This window comes from Fusobacteriaceae bacterium (genome assembly GCA_031272775.1).
Taxonomy (GTDB): domain Bacteria; phylum Fusobacteriota; class Fusobacteriia; order Fusobacteriales; family Fusobacteriaceae; genus JAISST01.
On the sequence record JAISTB010000001.1, the window covers coordinates 1 to 20,235 of the forward strand.

General features: G+C 52.1%; 20 protein-coding genes and 1 riboswitch. Of the genes, 12 read left to right on the forward strand and 8 right to left on the reverse strand.

The genetic code is table 11. The features are described from left to right. Positions 1 to 88: 88 nt before the first annotated feature. Positions 89 to 181: riboswitch (SAM riboswitch) on the reverse strand. Between the two features lie 351 nt (positions 182 to 532). From LBQ97_00005 to LBQ97_00040, 8 genes are all read left to right on the forward strand, one after another. Continuing rightward, the gene (locus LBQ97_00005) at positions 533 to 1,708 is read left to right on the forward strand and encodes an AAA family ATPase (protein MDR1831105.1); all 1,176 of its coding nucleotides are present in this window, start codon (positions 533 to 535) and stop codon (positions 1,706 to 1,708) included. Further along, positions 1,695 to 2,327: an HNH endonuclease gene (locus LBQ97_00010; protein MDR1831106.1), complete on the forward strand. Its 633-nt coding sequence runs from the start codon at positions 1,695 to 1,697 to the stop codon at positions 2,325 to 2,327. Before LBQ97_00005 ends, LBQ97_00010 begins: the two co-directional genes overlap by 14 nt. A 195-nt stretch (positions 2,328 to 2,522) precedes the next feature. Beyond that, positions 2,523 to 2,672, forward strand: a complete 150-nt coding sequence (locus tag LBQ97_00015) for a hypothetical protein (protein MDR1831107.1) — start codon at positions 2,523 to 2,525, stop codon at positions 2,670 to 2,672. Positions 2,673 to 2,744: 72 nt separating this feature from the next. Then, on the forward strand, positions 2,745 to 2,984 hold the full coding sequence (locus LBQ97_00020; protein MDR1831108.1) for a DUF3791 domain-containing protein: 240 nt from the start codon (positions 2,745 to 2,747) through the stop codon (positions 2,982 to 2,984). Then, complete coding sequence (locus LBQ97_00025) at positions 2,981 to 3,463, forward strand: DUF3990 domain-containing protein (protein MDR1831109.1); 483 nt, start codon at positions 2,981 to 2,983, stop codon at positions 3,461 to 3,463. The genes LBQ97_00020 and LBQ97_00025 overlap by 4 nt, the downstream gene beginning before the upstream one ends. A 59-nt stretch (positions 3,464 to 3,522) precedes the next feature. Then, complete coding sequence (locus tag LBQ97_00030) at positions 3,523 to 3,702, forward strand: hypothetical protein (protein MDR1831110.1); 180 nt, start codon at positions 3,523 to 3,525, stop codon at positions 3,700 to 3,702. A 332-nt stretch (positions 3,703 to 4,034) separates the two neighbouring features. Continuing rightward, a complete protein-coding gene (cysK, locus tag LBQ97_00035) occupies positions 4,035 to 4,967 on the forward strand; it encodes a cysteine synthase A (protein ID MDR1831111.1) in 933 nt (310 codons plus the stop codon). A 10-nt stretch (positions 4,968 to 4,977) separates the two neighbouring features. After that, positions 4,978 to 5,922 carry a serine O-acetyltransferase gene (locus tag LBQ97_00040; protein ID MDR1831112.1) on the forward strand — a complete coding sequence of 315 codons (945 nt, stop codon included), beginning with the start codon at positions 4,978 to 4,980 and terminating at the stop codon, positions 5,920 to 5,922. 40 nt (positions 5,923 to 5,962) lie between these two features. Here the strand turns inward: LBQ97_00040 and LBQ97_00045 are convergent, their stop codons facing one another. The 4 genes from LBQ97_00045 to LBQ97_00060 all read right to left on the reverse strand — a co-directional run bounded on the left by LBQ97_00045 (position 5,963) and on the right by LBQ97_00060 (position 7,352). Continuing rightward, positions 5,963 to 6,241 (reverse strand): DUF4160 domain-containing protein, encoded by a 279-nt coding sequence (locus tag LBQ97_00045; protein ID MDR1831113.1) that lies wholly within the window; start codon positions 6,239 to 6,241, stop codon positions 5,963 to 5,965. Continuing rightward, positions 6,225 to 6,503: a hypothetical protein gene (locus tag LBQ97_00050; GenBank protein MDR1831114.1), complete on the reverse strand. Its 279-nt coding sequence runs from the start codon at positions 6,501 to 6,503 to the stop codon at positions 6,225 to 6,227. Before LBQ97_00050 ends, LBQ97_00045 begins: the two co-directional genes overlap by 17 nt. 132 nt (positions 6,504 to 6,635) lie before the next feature. Continuing rightward, the gene (locus LBQ97_00055; protein MDR1831115.1) at positions 6,636 to 7,064 is read right to left on the reverse strand and encodes a VOC family protein; all 429 of its coding nucleotides are present in this window, start codon (positions 7,062 to 7,064) and stop codon (positions 6,636 to 6,638) included. 27 nt (positions 7,065 to 7,091) lie between these two features. Next, positions 7,092 to 7,352 (reverse strand): hypothetical protein, encoded by a 261-nt coding sequence (locus LBQ97_00060; GenBank protein ID MDR1831116.1) that lies wholly within the window; start codon positions 7,350 to 7,352, stop codon positions 7,092 to 7,094. 136 nt (positions 7,353 to 7,488) lie between these two features. On the opposite strand from LBQ97_00060, the gene arsM reads away from it, so the two are divergent. Beyond that, the gene (arsM, locus tag LBQ97_00065) at positions 7,489 to 8,586 is read left to right on the forward strand and encodes an arsenite methyltransferase (GenBank protein ID MDR1831117.1); all 1,098 of its coding nucleotides are present in this window, start codon (positions 7,489 to 7,491) and stop codon (positions 8,584 to 8,586) included. Positions 8,587 to 8,598: 12 nt separating this feature from the next. Here the strand turns inward: arsM and LBQ97_00070 are convergent, their stop codons facing one another. Then, complete coding sequence (locus LBQ97_00070; protein ID MDR1831118.1) at positions 8,599 to 9,693, reverse strand: hypothetical protein; 1,095 nt, start codon at positions 9,691 to 9,693, stop codon at positions 8,599 to 8,601. 137 nt (positions 9,694 to 9,830) lie between these two features. Further along, positions 9,831 to 10,748, reverse strand: a complete 918-nt coding sequence (gene metA / locus LBQ97_00075; GenBank protein ID MDR1831119.1) for a homoserine O-succinyltransferase — start codon at positions 10,746 to 10,748, stop codon at positions 9,831 to 9,833. Positions 10,749 to 11,372: 624 nt separating this feature from the next. Between metA and LBQ97_00080 the strand changes: the two genes are divergently transcribed. The 3 genes from LBQ97_00080 (at position 11,373) to LBQ97_00090 (ending at position 14,954) form a co-directional block, all read left to right on the forward strand. Continuing rightward, positions 11,373 to 12,647: an O-acetylhomoserine aminocarboxypropyltransferase/cysteine synthase gene (locus LBQ97_00080; protein ID MDR1831120.1), complete on the forward strand. Its 1,275-nt coding sequence runs from the start codon at positions 11,373 to 11,375 to the stop codon at positions 12,645 to 12,647. Between the two features lie 15 nt (positions 12,648 to 12,662). Beyond that, positions 12,663 to 13,433 (forward strand): MetQ/NlpA family ABC transporter substrate-binding protein, encoded by a 771-nt coding sequence (locus tag LBQ97_00085; GenBank protein MDR1831121.1) that lies wholly within the window; start codon positions 12,663 to 12,665, stop codon positions 13,431 to 13,433. A gap of 399 nt (positions 13,434 to 13,832) precedes the next feature. Further along, positions 13,833 to 14,954, forward strand: a complete 1,122-nt coding sequence (locus LBQ97_00090; GenBank protein MDR1831122.1) for a DUF3089 domain-containing protein — start codon at positions 13,833 to 13,835, stop codon at positions 14,952 to 14,954. Positions 14,955 to 14,967: 13 nt separating this feature from the next. Here the strand turns inward: LBQ97_00090 and LBQ97_00095 are convergent, their stop codons facing one another. Next, on the reverse strand, positions 14,968 to 18,375 hold the full coding sequence (locus LBQ97_00095) for a hypothetical protein (protein MDR1831123.1): 3,408 nt from the start codon (positions 18,373 to 18,375) through the stop codon (positions 14,968 to 14,970). A 332-nt stretch (positions 18,376 to 18,707) separates the two neighbouring features. Then, positions 18,708 to 20,235: autotransporter outer membrane beta-barrel domain-containing protein (locus LBQ97_00100; protein ID MDR1831124.1), on the reverse strand; the 1,528-nt coding region annotated here is incomplete at its 5' end.

Consider the following 20,235-nt stretch of genomic DNA (forward strand, 5'->3'; position numbering starts at 1 on the left):
TGATGTGTTGATGGCTTTTTATGAGCCGGGAAAACAAAAATCCCTCTCTGCGCGCAGAAAGGGAGTCCAACTCAAATTACGGCTTATTTCCCCATCTGCAAGGATTTAGCACCACGCTCTTCTTTCAGTGCAGGTTGCTGAGACGTCACCGGGCCTTTCCCTCGATCTCTCTTGATGGTTTATTCTGTTTGTCTTTCAATTTCCGAGGTTATTATAGCATTTTTTGTGGTTTATGGCAAGGATTTTTTGATTTTTTCTGTTCGATCGGAATAGCGGAAGTTTTTAAGGGCTTTCCGGAGCAATCTGTGAAATTTTTCTGTGGAATTGACAAAAATCCCTTGGCGTGATAAGATTAGAGTGTACCGGATCGGCTTGCAAAATGGGTAAGGCAGGCTTTTTTTTGGAAAATCATAATTTGGTCATATGCCAAACTTGCCATGCTTGCATGTAAAAACAGCGGATTCACGGTTTTGGAGCATTTTGCTGATGCCAGCAAAACGATTGTGATGCCGAAAATCGAGGAGGAATAGCCATGCAGGATTTATTTATCACGAAGATTCACGTCGACAAGGTTCGCAATATCAAGAACCTTGGCATAGAATTGTCCGAGACAGAGCGCAAGCACTTGATACTGACTGGCAAAAACGGCAGCGGCAAGACAAGCCTGCTTGAGGCCATAAGGGATCGGCTCAAAAAGGCAATAAATTACGGGAGGAATGGAGAAAAACTCCAGCTGTCACAATATAGCGACAGCGCAAAAATTGGCGTTGGCTTTGAGCCTGACGTGTCGGTTTCCGATTGGGCAAAAGTTATCGCTGTTTATATTCCCGCTCGCACTTTCAGAGTACCCGAGATCACCCCTCCAAAAACTTTGGAAGTCTATGATGTTACCGCAAAACCGCCTTTAGACAAGCCCATGGTTGCAGAAATCTATAAATACTTGAACAATCTGAAACTGCAAGCGGCATACCCGCGTTCACAACAGGAAAAAGAGATTATTGAGAAATGGTTCAGCAATTTTGTGGAGATTCTTCGTGAGATCTACGCTTGCAACGAGTTAGAACTACTCTACGATGCCGGAAAAAAAGACTTCATCATAAGTATGCCGGGACTTGATCCCTTTGCCCTGAATCAGATGTCTGACGGCTATGCGGCATACCTCAATATTTTTATGGAGTTGCTCCTCAGAATTGACGACGGCAGCGGCGTGGTCGACTTTTCCGCTCCCGCAATCGTCCTTATCGACGAAATTGAGACGCACCTGCATGTTGAATTGCAGAAACGGGCTTTACCGTTCCTGACCAAAATGTTCCCCAACGTGCAATTTATCGTCGCGACCCATTCGCCCTTCGTAATTACATCAATCGATAACGCGGTGGTGTTCGATCTGGAGAAAGCCGCTGCATTACAATCCTTGGGGCAGGACACCAACGGGGCACGACTTGACAGCAGCGACAGTCCCTTGACAAGCTACTCATACGAAGACATCGTAGAGGGATTTTACGATATCAGCGGATATTCCACGACTTTCGAGCGTGAGTTTGCCCGATACAAGGAACTCTGCCATAAGGGCCGGTTGACTCCGGATGAGAAAACTGAGCGCGCCAAGCTTAAAGTAAAGCTGAGCCTGATTCCGGCGTCCGCCAAGACTTTAGCGTATCAAATCGCTCAATTTGAGAAAGAAGGCGATGTCAATGGTCAAGATTGAGAAATCTCTCAGATATGCGGGCAAGGTATTTGCCTCATCCAACGAATGGAAGCGCGGCACCGATGTTTTTCAGCAACTCATAAACGATTCTCACAACAAGTGCTATATCTGCGAGGACAGTGAATCGGAACTGAATGTCGACCATATCAAACCCCAGTCAAAGTATTCCGAACCGGAGTATGCGTTTGGCTGGGACAATCTCTTGCCTGCCTGTAAAAATCATTGTAACGCGTTAAAAGGGAACGCCTATGAAAACATCATAAATCCGACGGTAATAGATCCGGAACAAAAAATCCGGCTGTCCCTTGACGACAGATGGATTGCGGTCGAACCCTTAGATGGGGAGCTTGATACACAAGAGACAGTAGCCTTGTTGAATCGCATATATAACGCAACAGGAGCAAGCGTCAACTGGCGCGTGAAATGCGCCAAATTGCGCGGGAAAGTGCAAAAAAAAGTCAACGTTTTCCTTAGCTATACGGAAAACGCCGGAAATTCTACATATGATGCGTTGATCATGCAAGAGATAGACCGTTCGTCGCCTTTCGCCGCATTTAAGCGCGAAATCGTTAGAAACGATCCTGAGTTACTTGCGCGATTTTCTGCTGTATTGTTATAAAAAGAAAGGTACTACAAGGAACTTTTGCTTTCGGAAGCGGTAAACTGGGTCTGATATCTGCCCATGGAGAGTGAGAAGGAATGAAAAAAGTCGAAAAAACTTGTTATGAAGACGGCGAGATTTTCATGATCAGTTCCTATGTAGAAGGAAGAACCGGCCGTAAAGGCGCCGCCCAAAACAAAGCAGGTAAAAACCTTGAAGAATTCAGCACCTGACGATCCGTCCCGCTATGTGGAACTTATCGTTGACGTCGGCGCCGAAGACGACGAATGTCACTGCATCGGAGGCTCGCTCTGCAACTCGCCGATCAGCAAGATGCTAGAGAAAACGGATAAGAAGAAATGAAGCGGATTCTATTGTTTTTTCATGCAAAAAGTGCTATAATCGGGAAAAGATGTTCTACAGGAGGTTCGAGTGATGAATGAGCAAGCAATAAAAATGAATGAGGATACACTGCTCTTTGCGACGTTTTGCATTTCAGGGATAGCGGAATATTTGCATATTGATGATTCGGATGCATATAAATTGCTGACCGGAAAGGGAAACCTCCTGGACGACTATATTCTTAAGTATTACGACACGCTTCATACGCAAAGCAAGGAATACGTTGTAGAAGAAGTAGTTGACTTGTTGAAAAAGGAAGGATTGATTCAATGATTCTCTACCATGGTTCCTACACCGAAATCATTCATCCCGATTATTGGTATGGCCGGGCAAGGCTTGATTTCGGTCGTGGTTTTTACACAACTCCTCACAAGAAGCAAGCCGTCAAATGGACGGAACGTTTCATTCGCAAATATGGCAAAAGAGTTGTTTCTCAGTATGAGTTTGATGAAGCAAAGGCAAGAGAAAATTTACGTGTTCTTGAATTTCCGAAATACAGCGAAGAATGGCTTGATTTTATTACCTTATGCCGTCTCGGCATCGGAAAGACCCATGAATATGATTTGATCATCGGAAGCGTCGCCAACGACCGCGTGTTTGATGAACTGGAAGCCTATTTTAACGGCTATTCCGATAAAGTGACGGCAATTGAACATCTGCGCTATGAAGAACCAAATCTCCAATACTGTTTCTCAAATCAGAAAGCCATTGATCTTTATCTGCATTTTATAAAAAGCGAGGTGATCCTGTGAGGGCAAATAAATTTCTCCTCCAGCACAAGTATGTACGGGTTATCGAGCAATTTTCTGTGATGGCGGGTCTATCTCTGCGTGAAGCCCTGGAGTTTTTCTATCTGTCGGAAACACATTACGCCATGGCCCATGGACTGTCGGATATGCACTGCAGAAGCGACGGCTATCTTGCGGAAGAATTGCTGTTGGAAATGCGGGAAAAGGGATTTGCGCACGGAGACGCAGAGAACCAGCCATAATTATTCACCTGATATATGAAAACCATTGATATTTTATATTTGACTAAAACACTAAGAAATGGTAGATTATGTCAACATCTATTTCTTACTTTGGGGGTAAGTTTTTAATGAAAAGGGCTTTTTTCAGCCGCGAGGCGTGCTGTTGTTGCATGATGGGCATGTGTATGGACACATGTTTTTTCCGCATACCGCAATGGCGCAAATTGAAAAAGTGTTGAAAGATTGCCCGGACAGGCCCCGTTTGCCGGCAAAAGCGAAAAACCAACGCAAACTGAAAATACTTTGGAGATTTCCCAAGGTATTTTTTTTATAAATCCATAGGAGGTAACAAAATGGCAAAAATCGCAAAGAGTCTCACGGATTTGATCGGAAGGACGCCGCTTCTGGAATTGGGGAATTATTCCCAGGGGAAAGGCCTCACGACGCCCATTGTCGGGAAACTGGAGTATTTCAACCCCGCCGGGAGCGTTAAGGACAGGATCGCCTGGGCCATCATCAAGGAGGCCGAAGAGAAAGGCGAACTTAAAAAGAATTCGGTCATTATCGAGCCCACCAGCGGCAATACCGGTATCGGACTGGCTTCCGTGGCCGCGGCCCGGGGTTACCGGATCATCCTCACCATGCCCGAAACCATGAGTGTCGAACGGCGAAAACTGCTGGCGGCCTACGGGGCGGAGCTCGTCCTCACCGAAGGGGCCAAAGGCATGAAAGGCGCCATCGAAAAGGCGAAAGAACTGGCGGAGCAGACGCCCGATTCCTTTGTTCCGGGACAATTTGTCAATCCCGCCAATCCCCGAATACACAGGGAGACCACGGGACCGGAGATCTGGGAAGACAGCGACGGCAAGGTGGACATCCTTGTTTCCGGGATTGGGACCGGCGGCACCATTACCGGGGCCGGAGAATTTCTCAAATCCAAGAACCCCAAAATCAAGATTGTCGCCGTGGAACCGGCGGATTCCCCTGTCCTGACCCAAGGGAAAGCGGGTCCTCACAAGATCCAGGGAATCGGCGCGGGATTCGTTCCCGACGTGCTCGATACGAAAATTTATGACGAAGTCATTCCGGTCAAAAATGAAGACGCCTTCGCGGCGGGCCGGGAAGTAGCCAAGACCGACGGCTTGCTTGTGGGGATCTCTTCAGGCGCGGCGCTTTGGGCGGCCACGGAATTGTCCAAACGGCCGGAAAACGCGGGTAAAGTCATTGTGGCGATTCTGCCCGATACGGGAGAGCGCTATTTGTCGACGGCGCTGTTTGAGGGATAAGCGTGAAATCATGAGAAGCAAGGAGGGCGTGATGAGCGGGGATATCGGAAGGGAACTGGATCAATTGTGCGGAGAAATCCTCGAAAGTTACGAAACGCGGGCGGCGATCAGTCATCTGTCGCTTGACGCCTTTCCCCGGCGGGATGAAATCATTGATATTTTGCATCGCTTTCGGGATATCCTGTTTCCGGGATATTTCGAACCGGACGGGCGTCCGTTGGAGACGCCCGCCTTTTCCACGCGCAAAAAGATGCTGATTCTCTATGAAAAGTTGCACCGCCAGCTCTATAACGCCCTCAATCTTCTGCTGGACAGAAAAAAGACCGAGGACGAAGAAGCGGAACTCTCGGAGACCACCCGGAAGTATGCGCTGGCCATATTAAAAAAAATCCCGGCGCTCCGGGAACTGCTTCTGGCCGATGTCAAGGCGGCCTATGAGGGGGATCCGGCGGCGTCAAGCCTCGAGGAGGTAATTTTTTCCTATCCCGGGATATTCGCCCTGATGACGCACAGGATCGCTCACGCCATTTTTTTGATGAAAATCCCCTTTATCCCGAGGATCATGAGCGAATACGCCCACAATCTGACGGGCATCGACATTCACCCGGGGGCGGAAATCGGGCCTTCGCTTTTTATCGATCACGGGACGGGGGTCGTGATCGGAGGAACCGCCGTTATCGGAGAACATGTGCGCCTGTATCAGGGCGTGACGCTGGGGGCTCTGGCGATCCGCGACGCGGAATCCTTAAGGGGTACGAAGCGGCATCCGACGCTTCAGGATCATGTGGTTGTGTACGCTGGCGCCACCATATTGGGGGGAGATACGGTCATCGAGGAAGGGGTCGTGATCGGGTCCAACGCCTTTATCACGGAGTCTGTCCGGAAAAAGGCGAAGGCGCCTGACGCCGTAGTCAAGCCCGATGAGAATTATGTGTTTAATGATTGGGTGATATGAAGAAGAAAAAAGCGCCTTTTTGACGCCATTGGCATAAATCTCAGCAATAAAAATGAACTGTACCGAAAAAACCAAGCCATTTTTCGATAATTTCCCCGCTTCTTGCGGTCAATATTTCCAAAATAGAGGAAAGTTCTTTTTCGCTGATGCGTGAATTGTTGTTACAAAGAAGCGCGCTGCCTTTTTCCGTAATCCATACCTTGGTCGCGTTTGCGCTGGGCGTTCCTTTCGACACGTGGACATGAACGGGTTCAAGGGGCAGGCTTTCGTTTGCCCAGAAAAAAACAAGATACGGGCCGATTCTAAAGATTTGCGGCATTTTCAAACCCGCCTTCCCGCGCAAGCCGGATAATGACATGAGCGACTGTTTTCAAATAGTCCAGTAAAGCCATCAGATCATTTTGAGAATAACCGCTCACTTCTGTCCACTTATAACTCGGGATCAGGCACATTGCGGATTGGAAACCGCCCGGAATCGGTTTTTCAAAATATACTTTGACTTCTTCCTTTCCGGAGTTCATAATGACATCGGAATGTACAACTTCTGTGCCATCACTCATGCTCATGAATGGATACATCATGACTGACCTCGCAAATATAGAATTCTTATGACAGGCGCTCTATAATTTAACATGCGGATAATCCTGCTTAACTTAAGTATACCATTTCCTCTTGACGCTGTCAACAGGCTTTGCGATATATGAGGCGCCAAATTACAAGATCAGCATATCCTGATCATCAAATTTGTTAAAAGGATTGTGCGCGACTTCCCAGTAATAGCCGTCAGGATCCTGAAAATAGCCGCTGTAACCGCCCCAGAAAACTTTTTGGGGTTCTTTGGCGATGACGGCGCCCGCTTTTCGGGCGAGCTCGATGACTTCGTTTACTTCGGCCTCGCTATGGGTGTTGTAGGCAAGGGTGATCCCGGGAAAGCCTTCCGATATCTTCGGCGGGCTGTCGGCGTTAATGTCTTCGGCGAGTCCCTGAATCGGGTATAATTCCAGTTTTGTGCCAGTACTGTTGAAGAAGATTACTTGCGGGCTGTCTGAGGTTTCATTGGATTGAAAGCCAAGGTCGCGGTAGAATTTTACCGATTTTTTCATGTCCCGGACGCCCAGGCAGATAATGTTGATTCTATTCATTTTGTGGTCCCTCCCGCTTCGTTTTTACTATTCTCCGAGTAAATCTTCGGCGTAACTGTCATAGAATTTGTGCGTTTCCATGGTTCGCCTAAGAAATTCAGGATCGGATGAGGCTTCCTTCATGGCCTTTATGTAGGCCTGCTTTTTTAATTCCTTCAAATAAATACAAATTGCGGTATTGATTCCACTTGTGATCGAAGGAATTACTTTTTGCTCCACATAGATTGTCAATTGATTTTTCAAGTCACAAGGGATATTTACGGTGATTCTCTTTAATGCAACATTCATAGCTTAGCCTCCTGAGTCATTATATAATTTATCGCGAAAAATATCAACACGTTTTTGCATTTCCCTAAAAACCCCTTGACATCCCCCCACAACCTGCTATACTATCACATAGATAATTATCTATGTGAGGTTAGCCATGATACAAAAATTCACGGAATACGCCAAAATCTTCAAAGCCCTGTCGGACGAAAAACGGCTGCGGATACTACATTACATTTCTGCGGGGGAATTGTGCGCCTGCGAATTGCTGGAAAAATTCCACATCACGCAACCCACGCTGTCCCATCATATGAAAATCCTCAGTAATTGCAGGCTGGTAAGGGGCCGCCCCGCCGGCAAATGGACTTATTATTCTCTCGGCGCGGATATCGACAAAGATGTCCTGCATATTCTGACTTGCATGAACGAAACGGAGGGAGGGGAAGACGAATTTACCTTGAAAACCAACGAAGAATTGAAGCAAGCGGTTAAAGAAAAATACGCGAAGCTGGCTTTGGGCAAAGCGGAAGATTGCGATTCTTGCTGCACAAGCGCCGCTTCCTGCGGAACCGATATCATGATGAATGAGGATTACAGCGAACTGGAAGGTTACGCCGAAGACGCCGATCTTGGCCTGGGCTGCGGATTGCCTACGAAATTCGCGGGGATCAAAGCCGGGGATACCGTCGTTGATCTCGGCAGCGGCGCGGGAAACGACAGCTTTATCGCGCGGGCGGAAACCGGGGAAAGCGGGCGCGTCATTGGGATTGACTTTACGCCGGAAATGGTCGCGAAGGCGAGAGACAACGCGAAAAAGCTCAACTATACCAATGTGGCGTTTATTCAGGGGGATATTGAAAATATCCCGCTGCCGGATAATACCGCCGATGTCATCGTCAGCAACTGCGTCCTCAATCTCGTGCCGGACAAGAAGGCCGTGTTCGCCGGGATTTACAGGGTCTTGAAACCTGCCGGACACTTCAGCATTTCCGATATCGTGACGGTAGGGAAAATGCCTGAGCAACTCAAATCCACGGCGGAACTCTACGCGGGCTGCGTCTCGGGCGCCATGGAGAGAGAAGAATATATGCAAATCATAAAGCAGGCGGGATTTCGCAATATTGCAATCCAGAAAGAACGGGCAATTGAGATTCCGGAGGCGGTTTTGCGGGAAAATCTGAGCGAAGCGGAACTGAAGCGTTATCATAAAAATCCGGATATTATTCGAAGCGTTACGGTGTACGCGAAAAAATAGGGTGACGCCGAATTACCGCAGTTCCCGCAGCATTTCCATGGTCTTTTCGATCCAGTGGAGCGCGCCTTCCAAGCGATAGCCGGTGAAATCCGCCCGCTTCAAAATTTCCGCGATATCATCGAGACTGACGTCAAGGTTTACAAGATCACCGAGTCCGCCGCGCTCTTCCGCAATCTCCCGCGCATAATCCCAATAAGTGCCGGCGTATCCGAACGTACTCGCGTAAGTGACAGGATCCGCGACGGCCTTTTTGACGGTCTCTTCCGTATCCTCGTAAAAGAGGCTTCTGCCGTTGTCATAGAGCGGGTAGAAGGATTCCTCCTGTTTTCCCACTTTAATGGCGATATTTGACAGGTGGCGGTCGTCTTGGCGGGTGATGAAATCCAGAAGAATCATGCGGCTGAAATCATCTTTATATCGGGGCCGCACCATAAGAAGGTTTCGGTACTCATTGTCGCCGCGAGGACCTTCAAACAGTCTGCGGAAGTGGACAATATATTCTTTGGAGAAATCGAATAAGAAGGCGGAGAATATTTCATCCCTGCCGGTTCGATATGCGGGACAGCAGGGTACGCCCAATTCTCGGCCGAGCAGATATACGGCGACTTCTGACTCCGCGTCTGTCGTCAGGGGGCTGATCCGGCGTTTGTAGATGCCGTATTGCCCTTGATATACGCCATAGCGCTTGATATTGTATCCTTCGGGCGTGTCGACGCTTGCGCCCTGTCGGTCAATCTTCTGCAGGAATACCGACTGAAACACAGCCGTCATTGCGGAATCCAGTTGCTCGTCTTCGGCGTTTGCCAGCCAGAGCAAATCCTTCGCATGGATGCCGCGAGTGATTTCCGCGATACGGAGCACGTCGTACTGCGACAGGCCGCAGCGGAATAATATTCGTTCGATATCACGCCGGTCCCGGCTTACGACGCGCTCGGACAAAAAATCAATAAATTGCTCGGGAGACCAGTACTTGGCGCCGCCCGTATAAAAGGAGACCACTTTGTTGTACTCAGGCGCGGTAAATGTGACGCTTCCGGAAGCGTCTACGGTTCCTACGGCCGCGTCATCCCACTTGAGCCAACGGGTCGCGCGCTTCTGATTCTTCATAATAACCACCTGCGGAACTTGCATTTTCCCCAGTATAACATTTAGGCGGGCCGAAGTCAAGCGCTATTCTACGGATAAGCCGACTCCGCTTTTAACTTACGCGTTGTCACAGCAAGCGGTGACGCCGAGGTCTTCCCCTAAATCCGCTCGATTTTGTAGGGCGTCTCTTGATAGACGAAATAATTGAGCCAGTTGGAAAAAAGCAAATGGGCGTGACTCCGCCAGCGGACGGGAATCTCTCTCCTGGGGTCGTCGTCCTTGAAATAATTGAGAGGAATCGCGATGGGCAGCCCCTTTTCCACGTCCCGCAGATATTCGCGATTGAGCGTATCTCTGTCATATTCCAGGTGTCCGGTCACAAAGATTCGGCTCTGGTCTTTGGAGATCACGATGTTGACGTCGCCGTCGGCCGTTTTGGAAAGGATCGTCAGGCGCTTTTCATTTTCCACGGCGGCAGTATCGACGGTGGTATGCCGGGAGTGGGGCGTGAGGAAGATTTCGTCAAAACCTCGTAGCAGCTTGTTTCTGGATTTTCGCGCGATCGTACAGGGGAAGACGCCAAACTTCTTTTCGGGGAGCGGGCGCTTTCCGATTCCGTAGTGATGGTAAAGGGCCGCCTGCGCGCCCCAACAGACATGGAGCGTATTGGTTACGTTTGCACTGGAATAGTCGAAGATTCTTGTGAGCTCGTCCCAGTATTCCACCTCCTCAAAGGGGAGATGCTCCACGGGCGCGCCGGTAATGATAAAACCGTCGAATTTTCTGTCCTCGATATCGGAAAATTCCTTGTAAAAGGTCGTCAAATGGTCTTCGCTGGTATTTTTCGCCTTGTGGCCCGAGACTCTCAGGAGCGTCACGTTCACCTGCAGCGGGGTATTTCCCAAGAGACGCAACAACTGGGTTTCCGTCTCGATTTTTGTGGGCATGAGGTTCAGAATCAGGATTTCCAGCGGGCGGATATCCTGCCGGACCGAGCGCTTGTAACTCATGACGAAGATGTTTTCGCTCTTCAAAATTTTATTTGCCGGTAAATTTTCTGGGATAATAATGGGCATTGTTCCTCCTCGAGGTTGATGATAAAAAAAACCGGTCACAGACCGGATCAAAATTGCTGTTTCCGGCGCTGCCCTTTTTGGCTGGATTCACAAAAAGGGTTTGCGCCACATTGTCGGATTTTCAAACATCCTCTACAATACGCGTCACACCCGCATGCACATGCACATCATGACTGCCGATTTAATGGTGATTTCAAAACAACTCATTTTAAAGCTCCAATTTTTCAGGTATTTTTGACTATTCTAACACGGGACACGTAAATTGTAAAATATATAGTATAAATGATTGACATTGATTTTATATATTTGACAAAAATGAAACATTTGTGATAGAGTATGTTCAACACAATTTCTTATCCGGAGAGTAAACTTTATGTCAACGACAAGATTCAATTTGGCCGCCTTGGGCTGCATGTGTATGATGGACATGTGTATGGAAATGCACATGATTTTTGCATACGAACGCCCGGCGCAAATTGAAAAAGTACGATCCGCTTGTCTTGACAGGGGCCTGAGATCTTAGAAGGCTGCAATAACCAGGTTGTCAAACAAATCACATAAAACGGAAAAAATACTTTGGAGATTTCCCGAAGTATTTTTTTTATGAAAACCAAGGAGGAAAACATGTCTACAGCTTACAAATTCGAAACACTGCAACTCCACGCGGGGCAGGTCCCCGATCCCGCGACGACCGCAAGGGCCGTCCCCATTTACCAGACTTCGTCCTACGTATTCCACAACACGACCCACGCGGCCAATCTGTTCGGGCTCAAGGAATTGGGTTACATTTACACGCGGATCGGCAATCCCACCAATGACGTTTTGGAACAGAGAATCACGGCCCTTGAAGGGGGCGTCGGCGCCTTGTCCCTGTCATCGGGCGCGGCCGCCGTCACTTACGCGATCCTGACCGTGGCTCGCTCGGGCGACGAGATTCTGTCCTCGAAAAATATCTACGGGGGAACGTACAATCTTTTCGCCAATACCATTGAGGATTTCGGAATCACGGCCAAATTTTTCGACCCCGGAAAGCTCGATGAGGTGCAAGGCCTGATCACCGACAAGACCAAGGCGATCTTTATCGAAAGTATCGGCAATCCCAACGCCGACATCCTCGATTTCGAGAAATTGGTGGAAATTGCCCACAAAAACGGAATTCCCGTTATTATCGACGGCACATTTTCCCCGTACCTCTTCAAACCCTTTGATCACGGGATCGATATCCTCGTACACTCCGCCACGAAATTTATCGGCGGTCACGGAACCACCATCGGGGGCTTGCTGGTAGACAGCGGGAAATTCAACTGGAAGGGAAATCCGAGATTCCCCAATTTTAATACGCCCGATCCCGGCTATCACGGCCTCGTGTACGCGGATCTGGGGGCCCCCGCCTTTATCCTGAAGGCTCGCGTAAAGCTCTTGCGCGATACGGGTTCCATCGCGTCTCCCTTCAACTCCTTCCTGCTGCTGCAAGGTCTGGAAACCCTGTCCCTGCGGATCGAGCGGCATGTGGAAAACGCCCTCAAAGTGGCGCAGTACCTTGAAAAGCATCCGAAAGTCAAAGCGGTCCATTATCCGGGTCTGGATTCCAGCCCCTACAAGGCCCTGCGGGAAAAATATTTCCCCAAGGGCGCTGGCTCCATATTTACCTTTGAGCTCAAAGGCGGACGGGACGCGGGCGTGAAATTCATCGAGGCGCTGAAGCTGTTTTCGCTTTTGGCCAACGTGGGCGACGCCAAGTCTCTCGTGATCCATCCGGCCTCGACGACCCACAGTCAGCTTTCGGAAAAGGATCTTCTCGATCAGGGGATCGAACCCGGCACAATCCGGCTTTCCGTAGGCATCGAACATATCGACGACATCCTGGCCGACCTTGAACAGGCCCTGGCCCAGGTATAAAATCAGGAGGAACAAATGAAAAAAATTCTGTTGTTACTGGCGCTGACGCTATCTCTGGCGGCCTTCGCGGGGAAACTGAAAGTCGGCGCGTCCCCGGTTCCCCACGCGGAACTGCTGAATCTCGTGAAAGACGACCTCAAAGCCCAGGGCGTCGACCTTGAAGTCATTGAGATCAACGACTACGTAACGCCCAATCTGCTTTTGGCCGACGGATCTCTGGACCTCAATTATTTCCAGTCCCAGCCCTATCTCGACAAATTTGCGGAAGAGAGAAAGCTCAATCTCGTGGGCTTCGGAAAGATCCATGTGGAGCCTCTGGGATTCTATTCCAAAAAGTACAAGAAAGTCGAGGACATCCCCGAAGGGGCGACGATTACGATTCCCAATGACCCCACAAACGAAGGACGGGCGCTGATTCTTTTCCACAGCAAAGGCCTGATCAAGCTGAAAGATCCGACGAACCTCTACGCCACGGAATTTGACATCGTGGAAAACCCGAAGAAGTTTGTGTTTAAAACCCTCGAGGCGGCGCAATTGCCGCGGGCCCTCGACGACGCCGACGCGACAATCATCAACGGCAACTACGCGATCCCCGCGGGGCTCAAACCCGACAGAGACGCGCTGTTTCTGGAGGATAAAGATTCGCCCTACGCCAATCTCTTGACTTCACGTCCCGGCGACGAAAACAAAGAAGACGTGCAAAAGCTTGTGAAAGCGCTTCAGAGTGAAAAAGTCCGGAAATATATCCTTGATAATTACAACGGAGGCGTGGTACCGGCCTTTTAGAAAGTCTATCAAAACAGTTTATTCGCAGATATCTCCGTTCGAAATGATCCGCTTTCCCGCGGGCGTCAGGCGTCAAAGCCGGCCCGCAGGCGGGTCACGAAGGCCCCGGCGCTGGGCGCGGCGACATTCTCCGCGAATTTTGCCGAAGTTTTGTAAATGAAATCAACGGGACGGGCAAGCCCCGGGACGGGCAAATATCGGGACGGGCGAGCCCGTCCCCTACAAATTATGTAAAATAGGCGGAATAACCGCCTTTTTGTTTTAATAAAAAATGGAGAAAAAAACTTTGCGTTGACACCGATGAAAAAACAGCTTGTGCTACAATAAGAAAAAGCGGGCCAAACGGAAAAATCGGGATCGACGAAAAAGGGCGGGCAGGCCCCGCCCCATGGGAGGAATATGACGAAAGAAGCCAAAGAACAGGGAACGAACGCGCAAACGCAAAATCGAAACAGAGATCTGGGAATCGCGGGCTGGGTGCAAATGCTTATGCTTTTCATCCTGTTTCATACGCCCATGTGGGGCAAAACCTTCACCCCCTACCCCGACGGGTTATCTTACGACGACAGGGAAAACTGGTCCCTCTTCGAACATTCGCCCACAAAGCCCTACGACGCCTTTATCATCCCGCCGACGATGATCTTTGACGCGGAAAAGCCGCGCTATATCGATATCAAGGACGAGATCTACCTCTCGGGTGTGGCGGAATTCAAGAGCGTCGCCGTGGATACGGTGTTCAAGGACACGCCCTTTAATCTCTATATGCCCAAATACCGTCAACTCAACCCGGGCACGCTGACCGACGAGGCAAAGCTCAGGCAATTCTGGCAGGATATTCAGAATGACGGTCTGCTCCCGATCCGGGATGTGCTGAACGCCTTCGATTATTATCTGAAAAACGTCAACCACGGTCGCCCCTTCGTGATTTTTTCGCACTCCCAGGGCTCCGTGACCAACGCGGCCATTCTGGCCCTCTATCTCCCGCGCTACGTGACGAAGGCGCAGCAGCGTCAGTTGATCGCGTCTTACCTCGTGGGGATCGGCCTGACCGATCTGGTGTTGCAAAGCACCATTTACCAGGCCTCGACGTCTCCAACCGACGTCAATACCATCGTTTCCTGGAATACGGCGACGAAATCCGAAGTCCAAAACAAATACCGGATCACCTGGGGCGATAAAACGACCCGGGCAGTAAATCCTCTTACCTTTACGAGCGACCGGGCCTATGTGGAAGCGGCGCGAAACCCCATGTCCTTTCTCCGCTGGTTTGAATCGGACAAGCTTGTGGGAAAAGCCGGTCTGACCGGCGCCCAAATCGTCAAGAGTCCGCTGTCTTCCGGGGATGTTGTCCTCGTGGATATCGGAGAAGCGGATTTTCTGACGCCGGAGCAGATCGCCTCGGAAGACGACTATGATCTGGGCTATACGCATCATTGGGACATTTCCCTCTTTGCCGAAAGCGTCCGGGAAAACCTCATTTTACGCGCCAAGGCGCTGGAAAAAACAAAGGCTAACCAATAAACGCCGCGCCGGCCTAAAAAGCGTATTTCAGGCGGAAATTGCCCGTGACGCCCTGCCGCTTTCCCGTGTAGAGCAACATGCCGAAATCCACGGACCAGTGCCCGGCGGGAGTCAGCTGCACGCCCGCTTCCTCGATGCCGGTCCCGCCCCGAAGCGACGGCGCGCCGACCGGATAGCCCGCGATATCCGCCCGGACGAGGCCTTCGGTCTCATATTCCCAAGCCAGAGCCGCATAGGGGAGAAGGAGGGCGCTTCTTTTGGAGGAAATCCTGCCGCCGATCCGGATCCGCGCCGAAACGGCGTCTTCAAAGGCGAGGACGGGCCCCGTGGAAAGGGCGGCCGACGCGCCTTTTTCATTTACATGGAAATATTTTGCGAAAAGATCGAGATTCGTTTTCTCCGTGAGTCTCTGTTCCATTCCGATACCGAGATGCCAGCCGTAATAACAGGTCTTCGCGTCATAGGAGGCAGCAAGCCCTTCCGCGAAGATATGGCCGCTGGCGTAGCGGTTTCTGACGGTCCCGGCCCGCAGGGAACCTTCGAGATAGAGCGAACCCGGCGCCTTTACCGGAAAATTCGCCCGGCCCAGGGCCCCGCCGCCCACATAGTCGAGACGACCCTTGGCCGTCACGTAAGGCAGAGATGTGGCCGCCGGATCCAGAACATTCCAGGCGTCATAATGGCCCTTGCCGTATTCGAAGAAGCCGCCCAGCGCGACGTCCGCGGAAGAAAGAGAAAAGCCCTTTGTGACGCCTGCCGTGAGCGTAAAGCTCCCGAGCTCGAAACCGGCGTCGCCGCCGTCGTATTGACTGAGACCGCCGCTTGTAATGGAAAAAGCCTGAAAATCTCTTTTGAACTCCCGGGGGAGAGCCGCGGGAATCAGGTCCCCGCCCTGATTGAGGAGGGCCGTGGCGGCAAGATTGCCTGTGGAAAGAGATTTCGCTTCGGGTTTTGCGCGGACGCCCGCATTTCCCGAATTTTCAGAGGTCGACGCCGGATTTTCCGAAACGGCGGTATTTTCATCGTTATGGCCGGGGACATCGGCCCTTTGCATCCAGAGTTGCTTATTGTCTGAGCGGGCGGCCAGATCCCGCTCAAGGACGCCCCCCGCGGAAGCCTTTGCCCGGATGCCGGACGCATCGAGATCCCCCGCCAGCGTTTCCGCCGAGATCAGTATCAATTTGTCTTCGGGATTTTCGAGGGCCGAAACGCTGCCCAGGGAGACTTCGATCACGCAGGAGGCGTCGATGTCGGCTTTCCCTGTAACGGTCACGAACGTAAAGCCCGGACGGATATTCCCCCCGGAAAAGCTCAAGATCGCGTCCCTGGCGGAAAAATCGCCGTAAATCGCGCGGGTGTCGGTAAAGCCCGCGCCCGCCCCCGGGCCAACGCTGAGATTGCCCCGGATGTCTGTCGCGAAGACGGCGTTGCCGCCTGATACCGCGACGCCTTCTTTCGTCTTGATCTCCGCGCCTGTAAACGTATAATTTCCTCCGGTAACGACCACCTTGCCCGGCTCCGCGCAATCTGAAGCGATCTCCACGAGATCCGCGCCAAGGCCCGTAAAATAGACGCTGTCGCCGTTTTCAAAGAGGACCGGCGTGTCGGACAGAGCCGTTTTCCAGTTGGCCTGGCCCAGGACATCCCAGACGCCGTTTCCGCCTGTCCAGATGAGTTCCCTGATGTCTTCGATCCGCAAAAGCAGCTTTTGGGAAGAAGCGCCGTCTACGACGGCCACAAGCTTTTTCTTATTGGCGGCAAAATCGCCGGGTTGGGCGTTTGTGACGATCTGCCGCGGGTTGTCGCCGGTAATCGCGCCATCGGTCTCAATCAAGGCCACGCCGTCGCCGTAGGTCTCCGTAAAGCCGGAAACTGTCGAGAGTCCGGGCGTAAGATGGGAATTGACTGTCAGCTTTTGTCCGAGATCCAAATTTCCCCGGATCTCGATTTTGTCGTAAGCGTTTTCATGGATATCCGCCAAAAGCCCGGCGGGACCCTTGACCCGCACGTCTCCCTCAAACAAAATCCGGCCCGTTTCTTTGCCCGACGCGATTTCCTCATTGTCCGGACCCAGGAGCGCGCCGTCGGGGGAAAGGATCGCGGCGTCCAACGCGGTCACGGCAGCGCGGATTTTTCCCTGACCCGCGAGGGTGACCGCGGCCCCTGCGTTTCCGATCGCAACGGAACCCGTGGACAAATCGAGGGCTTCGTTCCCCCCGTCCGCGCCGTCATTGACGATACGGAGCGTTCCGCCCGCGATCTCGAAGGCGCCGCCGTCCGACGTATCGATATAATGGGAACCGACCAGTTGCAACGTCCCTTTTCCGCCTTTGACAAAGCTTGCGCCCTTTCCCATATAGATCGAATCCACATGGTCTTTTCCGGGGCCCGTGGAATCCGCGTCGCCGAACCAGAAGCCGCCGTCTCCCAGAAGAGAGATCTTCGCGCCGCTTTCGGCAAAGAGCGCGCCGCCGTCATTTCTGCCGGATACCCAGGAACGGTTGCCGCGGAATATCGTATGACCGCCCTCGTCGGAAACCAGCGTAAAATTCACGTCGTCGGCGTTTCGCAGGTAGATTGCGCCGCCGGTATAGGTATGGGCGTGATTTTGATAAAATTTGGCGTTATTGAGGATAAGGGTCCCCTCATAGGCGTAAATCGCGCCTCCCGCTCCCGCGACATTATTGATAAATCGGGGGTCGGAAAGGATCGTCACGCCGCCCAGCTGGGAAAAAAGCCCACCGCCGAGACCGTTTCGCTCGCCGGCGAGATTATCCACAAAGTCGATGTTTTCGCCGTAAAACATCCCGCCCAGGGTCGCGATGGCCCCGCCGTAATAGCCCTTGGCGCGGGTGATCGTGTAGCGGGCCTCATTTTCCGCCGTGAGCGCCAAAAAAGCGCCTCGCCCGATCACGAAAGCGCCGCCGAAAGACGTGTTATGACCGATTTCCCGTCCGTCAACGTCCATGACGTCCGAAATATGGACGCTGCCGTAGCGGTAGGGAAACGTGGGAAAGAGACTGCTGACGATGGGTCTGCCGAGGGCCAGATTCATTCCCGCAAAGCCCGGGGCATAAGGTTCGCCGAGGCGCGAAAGACCCGATCCGTCAGCCGTCGGCAGCCGGGCGGGGTCGTCGGGATCAAGGGCCCGGGCGCGGTTGACGCTCTCCCGAAGGGCGAGCCGGGTCGCCGTTCCCGGATCCGCCACGCAGGACCGGACCGCCCTCATGATGGCGTCCGATTCGCTGATTGGATAATCCGAAGGAGCGCCTTCGGCGTTTTCAATCCATTCCCGCAGGCTCGTGCGGACATCCGCCGCCTGTATCCTTGCGCCGCCCAGGATCCCGCCCAGGATCAGGGCCGCCGCTGTGATTTGCTTTTTTCTATTTTTGCCATACAAAAATCCGACTTTTTTCTTCATGGTATACCTTCCCTGCCGTAATCGGCCAAAGTTTCACGAGCTTTCAAGTAGTCCACAGTTGCCAATCCAAGCGTCAAGCTTTTCCGGCAAAAAAAAATACAAACATGAATTTTGTCACAGAACACTCACTATCTAATTCTATAATAACCGATTTCACAGAAAATGTCAAGCATAAAAATATCGATCATTTTTGTCACAAATGTGAAGAAGGAGATTTATTGCGGGCAAGGGCTCGGGTGGGGCCACACGCGAAAAGACCGTCCCGTTGCGACGGTCTTTCGCTTGACTTGACTTCTATTCCTCAACCCGCATCAGCCCGGGTTAAAGGCGATTTAAAATTCGTAGCGGAGACGGAAGGAGCCGCTCACGCCTTCGCGCTTGCCCACGTAGCCCTGGAGACCGAGGTTAATGGAGAGTCCGGGCGCTTTGGCGGGCCGCAGCGTCAGGCCCAATTCGCCGATACCGGTGTTGCCCTTGAGGGAAGGCGCGTCAATGGGAAGACCGAAGGCCGTCGCCTTTGCCTGACCGTCAAACTCGCGCTCGATGGCCGCGCCGATATAGGGGGAAACGACTTTGCCCTTGCCGGAAAGTCTCGCGCCGACCCGCACGCGGCTGGATTTCACCGCGTCAAAGTGGATGGGATCGCCCGTTGTCAGCGTCACGTCGTCTTTTCCCTGCCGCGTGAAATAATATTTCGTATAGAGATCGAGGTCCGCCTTGGGATTTACCGCGAAGATGTAGCCTGTTCCCAGGTGGAAGCCCGCGTAGGAGGACTTGGCCTTATAGGAGGCGTTGACGCCGCCTACGTTCATGTCTTTGTTTGTATAAGTATTCTTGACCTCTCCGGCTCTTACGGATCCCTCAAAATATCCCTGACCGCGGTCTGTTCTGTTGAATTCGGCCTTTCCGAGGATGCCGCCGCCGATATGGGTGATGTCGCCGTCGCCGTGGAAAGCCACGCCCGAGAAGGAATTGTAGGTATCATAGGAGCCAGAGCCATATTCGAAGAAAGCGCCCAGCGTCAGATAAGATTTTTTCAGGGAAAATCCTTTGGCGATACCGGCCACGGCCGAGAAGGATTTGAGATCCACGTGGGAGCCGGTGTTGTAGCGGATATTGCCGCCGCCAACGGCGCCAAAGGCCTTGTAGTCAATGGCTGTCGTATCATGGCCCACGGCGTCCACAGCCGCCGACATGCCTTCGTTGGCCGTAAAGTCAGAAGTCTCGGTGATGACCGCGACGCCGCTGACAAAGCCTTCGGAAAGGGATTTTGACTGGGGGTTCGCAGCGGGAGATTCCTGCAAGGTCGCGATCAACTGCTTGGCCGTCGTGGAAAGGGCAAATTCGTAATCGATGGTAACCCCTTGCATACCGAGGGCGGAAGCCACGGTGGTGAGGGGCTTTCCGACGAGAGAACCGGCCGCGTCAATAAGGACGAGGAAGTCGCCGATCTGAAGCGGCGAAGCGGTCCCGGGGATCGCGACGTTGACCGAGGTATTGGGGATCGTGGCGTTGCCGGTGACGCTTAAGATCTTTGTGCCCGAGGGGGCGTTCAAGGGGGCCGTGAAGTTGAGGGTCGCCCCTGAGGCGTTGAGGTCTCCTGTCAGGGTGTGGGGGTTGGTGACGCCAAGCGTCGCCGCGCTTCCGACGGTGACGGTCGTCGCGCCGAAGTCCGTATCGAATGTGGCCTTGCCGCCGGAGATGGTGATGTCGCCGGTCGCGGTGATCGCGCCGCCTTCGAATGTGTAATCGCCGGCGGTGACGTACATGTTGTCGGGCTTGACGCCTGTCGCGTCGACGGTGACGGTTCCTTGCTTGCCGCTGGCGTTGAACGTGACGTTGTCGGCGTCGAGGAAGTAT

Bases quoted from the DNA above. Each gene is read 5' to 3' on its own strand.
- LBQ97_00055 (MDR1831115.1), bottom strand. From the start codon at position 7,064: ATGAATAGAATCAACATTATCTGCCTGGGCGTCCGGGACATGAAAAAA.
- LBQ97_00040 (MDR1831112.1), top strand. From the start codon at position 4,978: ATGAGAAGCAAGGAGGGCGTGATGAGCGGGGATATCGGAAGGGAACTG.
- LBQ97_00085 (MDR1831121.1), top strand. From the start codon at position 12,663: ATGAAAAAAATTCTGTTGTTACTGGCGCTGACGCTATCTCTGGCGGCC.
- LBQ97_00050 (MDR1831114.1), bottom strand. From the start codon at position 6,503: ATGATGTATCCATTCATGAGCATGAGTGATGGCACAGAAGTTGTACAT.
- metA (MDR1831119.1), bottom strand. From the start codon at position 10,748: ATGCCCATTATTATCCCAGAAAATTTACCGGCAAATAAAATTTTGAAG.
- LBQ97_00005 (MDR1831105.1), top strand. From the start codon at position 533: ATGCAGGATTTATTTATCACGAAGATTCACGTCGACAAGGTTCGCAAT.
- LBQ97_00070 (MDR1831118.1), bottom strand. From the start codon at position 9,693: ATGAAGAATCAGAAGCGCGCGACCCGTTGGCTCAAGTGGGATGACGCG.
- LBQ97_00060 (MDR1831116.1), bottom strand. From the start codon at position 7,352: ATGAATGTTGCATTAAAGAGAATCACCGTAAATATCCCTTGTGACTTG.
- LBQ97_00030 (MDR1831110.1), top strand. From the start codon at position 3,523: ATGGCGGGTCTATCTCTGCGTGAAGCCCTGGAGTTTTTCTATCTGTCG.
- LBQ97_00020 (MDR1831108.1), top strand. From the start codon at position 2,745: ATGAATGAGCAAGCAATAAAAATGAATGAGGATACACTGCTCTTTGCG.
- LBQ97_00080 (MDR1831120.1), top strand. From the start codon at position 11,373: ATGTCTACAGCTTACAAATTCGAAACACTGCAACTCCACGCGGGGCAG.
- LBQ97_00010 (MDR1831106.1), top strand. From the start codon at position 1,695: ATGGTCAAGATTGAGAAATCTCTCAGATATGCGGGCAAGGTATTTGCC.
- arsM (MDR1831117.1), top strand. From the start codon at position 7,489: ATGATACAAAAATTCACGGAATACGCCAAAATCTTCAAAGCCCTGTCG.
- LBQ97_00095 (MDR1831123.1), bottom strand. From the start codon at position 18,375: ATGAAGAAAAAAGTCGGATTTTTGTATGGCAAAAATAGAAAAAAGCAA.
- LBQ97_00090 (MDR1831122.1), top strand. From the start codon at position 13,833: ATGACGAAAGAAGCCAAAGAACAGGGAACGAACGCGCAAACGCAAAAT.
- LBQ97_00025 (MDR1831109.1), top strand. From the start codon at position 2,981: ATGATTCTCTACCATGGTTCCTACACCGAAATCATTCATCCCGATTAT.
- cysK (MDR1831111.1), top strand. From the start codon at position 4,035: ATGGCAAAAATCGCAAAGAGTCTCACGGATTTGATCGGAAGGACGCCG.
- LBQ97_00045 (MDR1831113.1), bottom strand. From the start codon at position 6,241: ATGCCGCAAATCTTTAGAATCGGCCCGTATCTTGTTTTTTTCTGGGCA.